The sequence below is a fragment of the Egibacteraceae bacterium genome, from assembly GCA_035540635.1.
Classification (GTDB): Bacteria; Actinomycetota; Nitriliruptoria; order Euzebyales; family Egibacteraceae; genus DATLGH01.
Window position 1 is genome coordinate 22233 of sequence record DATLGH010000077.1, and the last position, 7903, is coordinate 30135.

General features: G+C 71.4%; 12 protein-coding genes. 2 read left to right on the top strand and 10 right to left on the bottom strand.

The annotated features are described in order from the left end of the window. Positions 1-99 precede the first annotated feature (99 nt). The 7 genes from VM324_12620 to VM324_12650 all read right to left on the bottom strand — a co-directional run bounded on the left by VM324_12620 (position 100) and on the right by VM324_12650 (position 3992). Positions 100-969 carry a hypothetical protein gene (locus tag VM324_12620; protein HVM00127.1) on the bottom strand — a complete coding sequence of 290 codons (870 nt, stop codon included), beginning with the start codon at positions 967-969 and terminating at the stop codon, positions 100-102. 176 nt (positions 970-1145) lie between these two features. Next, the gene (locus tag VM324_12625; protein HVM00128.1) at positions 1146-1445 is read right to left on the bottom strand and encodes a DUF6788 family protein; all 300 of its coding nucleotides are present in this window, start codon (positions 1443-1445) and stop codon (positions 1146-1148) included. Between the two features lie 458 nt (positions 1446-1903). Further along, positions 1904-2437 carry a hypothetical protein gene (locus tag VM324_12630; protein HVM00129.1) on the bottom strand — a complete coding sequence of 178 codons (534 nt, stop codon included), beginning with the start codon at positions 2435-2437 and terminating at the stop codon, positions 1904-1906. Beyond that, positions 2418-2744, bottom strand: coding sequence for a helix-turn-helix transcriptional regulator (locus tag VM324_12635; protein ID HVM00130.1), 327 nt, complete (start codon positions 2742-2744; stop codon positions 2418-2420). The genes VM324_12630 and VM324_12635 overlap by 20 nt, the downstream gene beginning before the upstream one ends. A gap of 154 nt (positions 2745-2898) precedes the next feature. Further along, positions 2899-3084: a hypothetical protein gene (locus VM324_12640; GenBank protein HVM00131.1), complete on the bottom strand. Its 186-nt coding sequence runs from the start codon at positions 3082-3084 to the stop codon at positions 2899-2901. A gap of 238 nt (positions 3085-3322) precedes the next feature. Next, positions 3323-3772 carry a hypothetical protein gene (locus VM324_12645; GenBank protein ID HVM00132.1) on the bottom strand — a complete coding sequence of 150 codons (450 nt, stop codon included), beginning with the start codon at positions 3770-3772 and terminating at the stop codon, positions 3323-3325. After that, positions 3732-3992: a hypothetical protein gene (locus VM324_12650; GenBank protein HVM00133.1), complete on the bottom strand. Its 261-nt coding sequence runs from the start codon at positions 3990-3992 to the stop codon at positions 3732-3734. The genes VM324_12645 and VM324_12650 overlap by 41 nt, the downstream gene beginning before the upstream one ends. 122 nt (positions 3993-4114) lie before the next feature. On the opposite strand from VM324_12650, the gene VM324_12655 reads away from it, so the two are divergent. Both VM324_12655 and VM324_12660 read left to right on the top strand, forming a co-directional pair. Beyond that, on the top strand, positions 4115-4378 hold the full coding sequence (locus VM324_12655) for a hypothetical protein (protein HVM00134.1): 264 nt from the start codon (positions 4115-4117) through the stop codon (positions 4376-4378). Positions 4379-4496: 118 nt separating this feature from the next. Next, entirely contained in the window at positions 4497-5474 is a 978-nt protein-coding gene (locus VM324_12660) for a helix-turn-helix transcriptional regulator (protein ID HVM00135.1), read from the top strand. Between the two features lie 995 nt (positions 5475-6469). Here the strand turns inward: VM324_12660 and VM324_12665 are convergent. Genes VM324_12665 through VM324_12675 form a run of 3 tightly spaced genes read right to left on the bottom strand, consistent with a single transcriptional unit; the run spans position 6470 to position 7614 of the window. Then, a complete protein-coding gene (locus VM324_12665; GenBank protein HVM00136.1) occupies positions 6470-6970 on the bottom strand; it encodes a transposase in 501 nt (166 codons plus the stop codon). 4 nt (positions 6971-6974) lie between these two features. Continuing rightward, on the bottom strand, positions 6975-7331 hold the full coding sequence (locus VM324_12670; protein HVM00137.1) for a hypothetical protein: 357 nt from the start codon (positions 7329-7331) through the stop codon (positions 6975-6977). After that, positions 7306-7614, bottom strand: a complete 309-nt coding sequence (locus VM324_12675) for a helix-turn-helix domain-containing protein (protein HVM00138.1) — start codon at positions 7612-7614, stop codon at positions 7306-7308. Before VM324_12675 ends, VM324_12670 begins: the two co-directional genes overlap by 26 nt. Between the last annotated feature and the right edge of the window lie 289 nt (positions 7615-7903).

Here is a 7903-nt window from a genome sequence, read left to right on the forward strand (position 1 = left end):
GCACCCAGGTCTCGGCGGCGGGGCGCCTTCGTCGTGGAAGGACCACGCGGCGCGCCACAGGTACTCGACGACATGAACGAAGTCGATGACGATCTTCACCTACTTCACCTTGACGTCGCGGGTGGTGGCTTCGGCGCGGATGCGGTCGATCTGGTGGTTGTTGCCGTCCACGAGCGCGACCCAGGTGCGTGCGTGGTCGGGGTCGCGACGGTCGGCCTCGTCGAAGATCTGGCCCACGACGGTAGCGGCGTCGTCGACGACGCTGGCGGTCAGCCACTTGCCCGTCGCGACCGGCGCGGGGGCCCGGGGACGGTCGTCATGGCCGTCGGGGGCCATGACGTCGTCGGGGGTGCGCTCGGCGGGGGTGGCGTCGTAGATGGCACCGACCTCGGCCATGCGCTTGCGGTTGCGCTTCTCGCCCTTGGACAGGCGGGTCGCCAGTTTCTTGGTCGTGTCTTCGGCGGCCTTGCGGGTGGCGGGCCGCAACGCGTCGGGGCGCATGACCACGCCCTTGCCGTCGCAGGAGATCACGAGCACGTCGTCGGGCTCGGCGACCGGTCGCAGCCGGCTGGTGTAGAAGGCGTCGAAGTCGACCGCGGCGGCCTGGGCGAGACCTTCGACCTGGCATTTGCCCAGCTGCTGGCCGCAGGCACGTTCGATCGCCTCGACCGCGCCGTCGTAGGAGCCGCGTGCGGCCTCCAGCGCGGCGAGGCGACGCAGCCCGTGGGAGTGGCGCTCCACCGGCAGGTTCAACGTCGCATCGGCAAGGTGCAGGTTGGGACGGCCCCGCCGCCGGTAGGCCACACGCTCCACCGCCACCGAACCGAACACCGTCGCCAGACCGCGCCGGTGGCCGGCCTCCACCGTCCCCCGCGCGACCCCGTCGGCGTCGGCGACGCCGGGTACGCGCTGCTCGTGCAGGGTGCGCGGGGTCCAGGTGGTCTTGGTACAGCAGACGGAACAGCTCACGGGCGTTGACCTCCAGGCGGGCCTCCAGCTCGCCGTGGGCCAGCCCGGCCGCCTCGGCGCCCTCTAACTGACTAACCAGCCAACCACGCCCTCGAAGCGGTCACGGGAGGCGTCGAAGGCCGGCTGCGGCGACGTCGCGCCCGCCGCGGCGACCCCGGCCATGACCGCGACGCTGCTCACGCCCGCCGCCGAGCCCGGCGGGCGTGCACCCGCGCGACGAGACCGTCGAGCTCGCCGCGCGCCTCGGCCTCCAGCGCGGTGACCGCCTGCCGGTAGCGGGCGACGGCCGCGGCGACCGCGGCGACCTCCTCGGCAGCCAAGGTGAGGATCTTGGTGCGCCCCGCGACGCTGTAGGACAACGCCGGGCTCTCATGCGGCGCACCGGCCGCGCAGCGGCACGTGGCCTTGCCGCACTTGCGTCGCAAGGTGATCAGCGACCCGGGCAGCACCCGGGGATGTTCGTCACGTCGGGTCACTCCAAGCATTCTGCCACTCCATTCTGTTAGGGCTCCACTAACAGAATGGAGTGCGGGCACGACGAAAGGTGGGAGGCGCCGCACCCCTTACCGCGTCCTGGCTAGCGACTCACCCGCCGCTGGTCCCGTCCGAGCAGGCACCTTCGGAAGAGCCGCACCCAATTCATTACGAGGTATCAGGCATCCAACCCAACGCTGTGCTCACCAGCGGTTCTGCTGTCACACTCGAGCGACCCGCCCACAGTTATCCGCTGTCCTTCCGGGCCCTTCGGACAACCGGAAGGCGACACGAATGAGCACCCTGTACTCCACCGGCCGACCGCGCTGGGAGGAACTCACCGACGCGTACGCGCAGAGCCATCCCACGGCGGGTCCTGGCGCCATCGTAGGCCAACACGGGAAGCGCCCACTCATCACGTCTGGTGAACACGCGCGGCGCGCTGCCGGTGCCCGCGAAGTCAGCGTCCGCCCTGGGCGTCGCGTCGCCGGAGCTCGTCGAGCAGGCGTCGCAGGATAGGCAACGCCGCCCGGTCCTTTTCGCGTCCGGCGGCCTCCTTGGAGCGGATCACGTCCGCAAGCGAGGCGACACGCACGGCGACGCCGGCGATGTCGAACTGCGCTGCGTCGACCACCAGATCGTCGTAGCCGCGGGTGCCGGCGGGGGCGAAGGAGATGTCGACCCGGCCGTGGTCGGTCACCAGATTCCAGATGTCTGCTCGCGCCAGCGCCTCGCCGCTGCAGTCGAATGCCAGCCCCTGGGGCTCCCCGGCCGCCCACACACGGGCCCCCATCGCCCGCAGCGCCTCCGAAAGCCGGTGCAGGTTCGCCTCGTCGCGTGCCGGGGTGATGTCCGCGTCAGCGGTGGCAAGCGGCGAGCCGTGGATGGTGGCCGCGAATGCACCGATGAGCACATACGCCACCCCGTGCGCTTCCAGTGCGGCAAGGATCGACAGCGGATCGAACGCCGGGCCCTCAGGCGGCAGGGTCGACACGGCGGGCCTTGCGCAACGCCTGCTGGACGCGCAGTGTTGCGAGCAGCCGCTCGACACGCTGCTGCGGGGTCAGCGCCAGGTACTCGTCGAACAGGGTCACTGTCTGGTCGTCACGTGGCGTGATCGTGACGCCGAGGTCAAACCCGCACGCCTCGACGGCCCGGCGCACCGTGTCATGCGCGGGCGATTGCATGCCGTTCTCCCAGCGGGCTACCGCCGACTGCGATGTGCCCATGCGCCTGGCCAGCTCGGCCTGCGTGATGCCGGCCCGCCGGCGTGCCTCCCGGATGAGCGCTCCACCAGACATGCCACGATCATACCGTTTCCGGTATGGACCACGGATCGTTGCGCACGGCCGCGGGCAAAGGCTGGCGGGGAGTCGTGGCCACCTCTTGCCGCCCGGTGAGAAGCGGTGCGGTGGAGGCGCCGGGCTGGGCGCCCCCACCTGTGCGTGGTGCGGGCTACTTGGTGCCGCTGGTGTGGATGACGATGCTGCCGCCTTCGATCGCGTCGGTGGCTGGGGCGTCGTCGGCGGCACCGGTTTGGTCGTCATAGACCACCTCGCCGGTGGTCTTGTCCCAGATCTTGATGCGGAAACGGTCCACGCCGCCGCCGCCGACCCGCTGGCCGTCGTTGGCGGTGACCAAGAACCCGTAGTCACCGGTCCTGTTGATGGTGCCCGACCCCTTGTACTGGGCCTTGGGCCCGGAGATGATCAGCCAGTTGTAGCCGGTCGAGGCGAAGGCCAGGTCGCCGGCGCGGAACTGGAACTGGGTGTTGCCGTCCGGGGTGCGCGCGCCCGGGACGTGTTCGTGCGCGGGCCGGCGGTCGCCAATGCCGCGCCGACCATCACGTCGATCAGCGCGCCGGACGATCCGGTCGCGGTCAACACCACGCTGCGGTGAACCAGCGCGGGGGCCGGTGCAGGCGGCCGCCGTGCTGGGTCAGCACCCGCCGCTGGCGCTGGCCACCTCGGTAGGTGAGGTCACCGACGTCGTGGTCGCCCTGGACGAGGCGGTGCGTGGCGGGCTTGTCGCCGAGACCGTGGGGGCGGGGGGAGCCGCGGCTGTGGCCTTCACCCACCCGCTGGTGCGCGCCGCGGTCTACCACGACCTGGGGCCGGCCCGGCGCGCGGGCCTGCACCTGCGCGCGGCGGCTGCGCTTGACGTGCAGGCGCTGGAGCACCGCGCGGCCGCGTCGGGGGGTGGCGACAACGCCCTGGCCGAGGAGCTGGCGAGCACCGCCGCGGGGGAGTCCGAGGCGGGCGCGTGGGCTGCGGCGGCTGCGCATCTGCTCACCGCCGCGCGTCTGGCGACGACGGCGCGGCGGCGTCACGAGCACGTGCTGGCCGGCGCAGGTGCTGCTGGTCGCCGGTCAGGCGGGCGAGCTGGCCGCCCTGCAACCCCAGCTCGAAGACCTGCCGTCGAGCCCTCGCCGGGGTTTCGTCATCGGGCACCTCGCGCTGCTCGCGGGTGACCCCGCCGCCGAGCAGATCATGGTCGGGGCGTGGGAGCGCTGCGACCCGGCTGAGGCGCCCGGCGCTGGCTGCGACCATTGCCGTTCAGCTCGGACAGCTGGCGATCAACCACGCCGACGGCGAATCGGCGGTGCGCTGGGCACGCCGCGCGCTCGAGGCGGCCGGCGGCGACGACACGGTCGCCGACACCGCCCCCGGGCGTGCTGCTGGTGGGCCTGGCCATGCTCGGGCGCACCCGCGAGGGTCTGGAGCTGTCACGCGACCTGCCCGAGGACATGACGTCCACGTCCGCGGTCGAGTGGCGCTTCGGCCGCGCGGTGCTGCGGACCTGGGGCGACGACCTGCCCGGCGGGATCGCCGACATGCGCCTTGTCACCGGCGCCCGCCGGTCCTGGGGCGCCTACCGCGCACGCATCATCGGGCTCGGGCACCTCGCCGAGGCCACCTACCGGGCGGGCGCCTGAGACGACAGCATCGCGCCCACGCCGACCTCGCGCTGTCCCTGGGCGAGGACACCGACAACGTCTGGCTGTCGGCGTTCCTGCACGCCCAGGCGACCTACGCCCTGGCAGGTCGAGGCCAGTGGCAGGCCGCCAACGCCACGCCTGCACCGCGCTGGAAGCCGCCCAGATGCTCGGAGTGGCGGCGGCGTTCGCGGCCACCGCCGCGGCTCATCTGGCCCTGGCCAGGGGCGAGGCGGCCGGCGTCATCGAGGCCACCGACCTGATCGTGCCGATCGCCGGGCGCGACGGCATCCGCGAGCCCGGGGTGCTGCTGTGGCACGCGGTCCGGGCCGACGCCCTCGTGGCGGTCGGCCGCCTCGACGACGCCGCCACAGAGCTCGAGGGCTTCGAGGCTTTGGCCACGCGGCGGGGCGGCGCTCGGCGATGGCGGATGCGGCCCGGGTGCGCGGCAACCTGGCCGCCGCGCGAGGCGACCTCGCCGCGGCCGAGGCCGCGTTCCAGGCGGGGGCCGGGCACATGGGCGAAGGGCCGTGGCGCTTGCAGCGGGGCGCTGCTGCACGACGCCTACGGGCGGGTGCTGCGGCGAGCCGGCCGGCGCCGCGCGGCCGTGGAGCAGCTCGAGGCGGCGCTGGCCCTGTACGCCGCGATGGGCGCAGCGCCCTACCAGGCGTGCATCCACGACGAACTGACCGCCTGCGGGCGCCGCCGTCCACGCCGGGCGCCCGGCCCGTCGGCGGAGCTGACGCCCCAGGAACTGGCCGTCGCCCGGCTGGTGGCCGCCGGTCTATCCAACCGCGACGTCGCGACCCAGCTCGTCGTCAGCGTCAAGACCGTCGAGTACCACCTGCAACCTGCGCAACATGTTCCAAAAGCTCGGCGTCCGCTCCAGAACCCAACTCGCGATGCGCCTCCACAGCCAAACCGGCGCCCCCGCGAGCTGAACCGCACCGCCACGAAACGCCACGCTCGTGCGCGTCAGGTAAGACGCAGGCGAAGACGCGCTGGTCAGGGGCGTGAAGGTGCTGGTCGACGAGGACCTCTTCCCTTCCTGGCGGAACCCTGCGGAATGCAGGCCATGACGCCGAACAGAACCTGACATGGCGCCACCGGCTGCCCCGGCAGGCCCGACATCCACGTCGGGCTTCCGTTCGGACGTGCGCGCGTCTGGACGTGGGCAACGCGTCGTGACGGTCCACCCGGCGCGGCCAAGGCCGCGTCCACCGACGCGCTCCGAGCCCGCCGGCGCCACGCCGAGCCGACAGCGCGGTGTCCAGGTGGGGCCAGTCAGCGTCACAACACGCCCGGCTCCGCGGGAACCTGCGTCGCGCCCACGTCATGGGCGTGCCGCGTAGGGTCCCGGGCCGCACGGGCTCGTCGAGGGCACAAAGGCACCCTGAGCAGAAGCACTCGGTGCGGGGCCGATGTCACATTCCGGCCGCTTGGGGTGCAACTCCCTGGGTGACCGGGACGAGCGGAGGGCGTATGAACTGAAGCGCTGCGCTCCAAGCTCGCTGGCCGTCGACGAATGGAAACCCCCGCTGCTACGGGCTTGGAGCCGGGACGGGGAATCGAACCCCGGACCTATTCATTACGAGGTATCAGGCACCCAACGCTGTGCTAACCAGCCTTCTTGCTGGTCACAGTCGAGCGACCCGCCCACAGTTATCCGCTGTCTTTCTCCGCCCTTCCGTACAGCCTGAAGGGGGACCCGACGAGCGCCACCGTACCCACGGACCGAACGGCTGGGAAGGACCTCAACCTCCGGTCAAAGGGGACTTCGGGCCGCTAGGCCGACGCCGCCGACAGCTTGAGCCGGCGCGCTACGCACCGAGCCTGAGCTCCGCCGAGATGCGAGCCAGCGGGGGTGTTTGTGATGAGCGGCGCGCACGCCAGGAGTCCGCCCTTGTCGTGATCGCTGCGGACCTCGGCCGGGGTGGGTGGGCAGCACGCGATCTGAGCACCTCCGCCACATCGAAGTGGACCCAGACCGACTGTCGGGGCGGCCCGTGACCGGGGCGACGGCGCGCGTCGCCTGCGGGCGATGCTAAGTGGTCTGGCACGCAATTGCGGTGACGTATTCCGAGTTCCGAGTCAGGCCGCCTGGGGGACGGCGGGGTCGTCGGCGATGCGGGCGAGCAGGTTGTGCAGGTTGTCGCTGGTGAACCTCCACTCGAAGGGGGTGGCGATCTGGGCGTAGTAGTCCTGGAAGGCGAGCAGGCGGGCTGCAACTTCGTCGAGGTCGGCGAAGTCGTTGGGGGTCAGCACCTTGCGTTGAACGACGGAGAAGTAGATCTCTACCTGGTTCAACCAGGACGCGTGTACGGGCAGGTGGACGAGGTGGGCGTTGTCGTAGGCGGCGCGCAGACGGTCGATGGCGGCCTGGCCGCGGTGGGACGAGCCGTTGTCGACCACCCAGAACACCCGCCGGGCTGAGGCGTAGGGCTCTTGGCGCATGACGTCGTCGACCAGGCGCATGAACGGGGCGATGCCGCTGGTGGCCTCGCAACGGCCGAACACCTTGGCGTGGTGGACGTCCCAGGCCGCGAGGTAGGCCAGCGCCCCGCGGCGGTGGTACTCGTGCTCGACGCGCATCGGCTCACCCGGCGCCGGCGCGACGGTGGGGTGCTTTGCGGTCGCGGGCTTGGATGCTGGTCTTCTCATCGGCGGACAACACGTAGTCGCCTGCGCCCAGCGGCGTGCGGTCCCACACGCGCTGGTACAGGTCGAGCACGCGCGCCGCCTTGGCGGCGAACTGGGGATCGCGGGGGAAGATCCGCGAGCGGTGCCACGGCTTGATCGCGTCGGCCGACAGCCACCGCCAGATCGTGGTGTCCGAGATCGACGCGGTGATGCCTTGGTCGACGGCGGCGCGGGCCAGGTCGGGGCAGTGCCAGCGCGCCAGCGGCGCGCCGCAGGTTGCAGGCAGCTCACACGCCAGCGCCTTGACCGCCACGACCACCTCTGGGGGGGAAACCCGGTGGCCGTCCGCCCCGGGGAAGGTCCGCCAACCCGGCGAGGCGTTGCTCGTAGAAGCGTTTGCGCCACCGCGACACGACCTGGCGGGGGGTGTCCAGACGCGCGGCGATCTCGTCGTTGCGCAGCCCGTCGGCGGCCATGAGCACGATCTTGGCGCGTACCACGTCGCAGTACGGTGACGTATAAGCGCGGGCGTTGGCCTCGAGCTGACGACGCTCGTCGTCGGTCAGGTCGATGCGGTACGGGCTTGTGCGCGGCATTCAGGCTCCCTTCGACAAGGGAACCATGCCGCGTCACCGTGCGAAAGTGTGGGACGAGCACGTCACTGTAGTTACGTGTAGGGGTACTAAAACCTGGATGTTTCGTCTGACTGGCGTGGCAGCGGTTGAGGTTGCATAGGAAAGCCCTCCTAACCTGCGAGAATGCGGTCTGTCAAAGGTCCACAACTCGCCAAGGAGGGCTCACCTACATGGTGCATGCTAGCAGCAGGCGGCCGCGCTTTGATGTCACCGCGACGGGCAAGGGCACGACGGGTCGGTCGGGCACGGC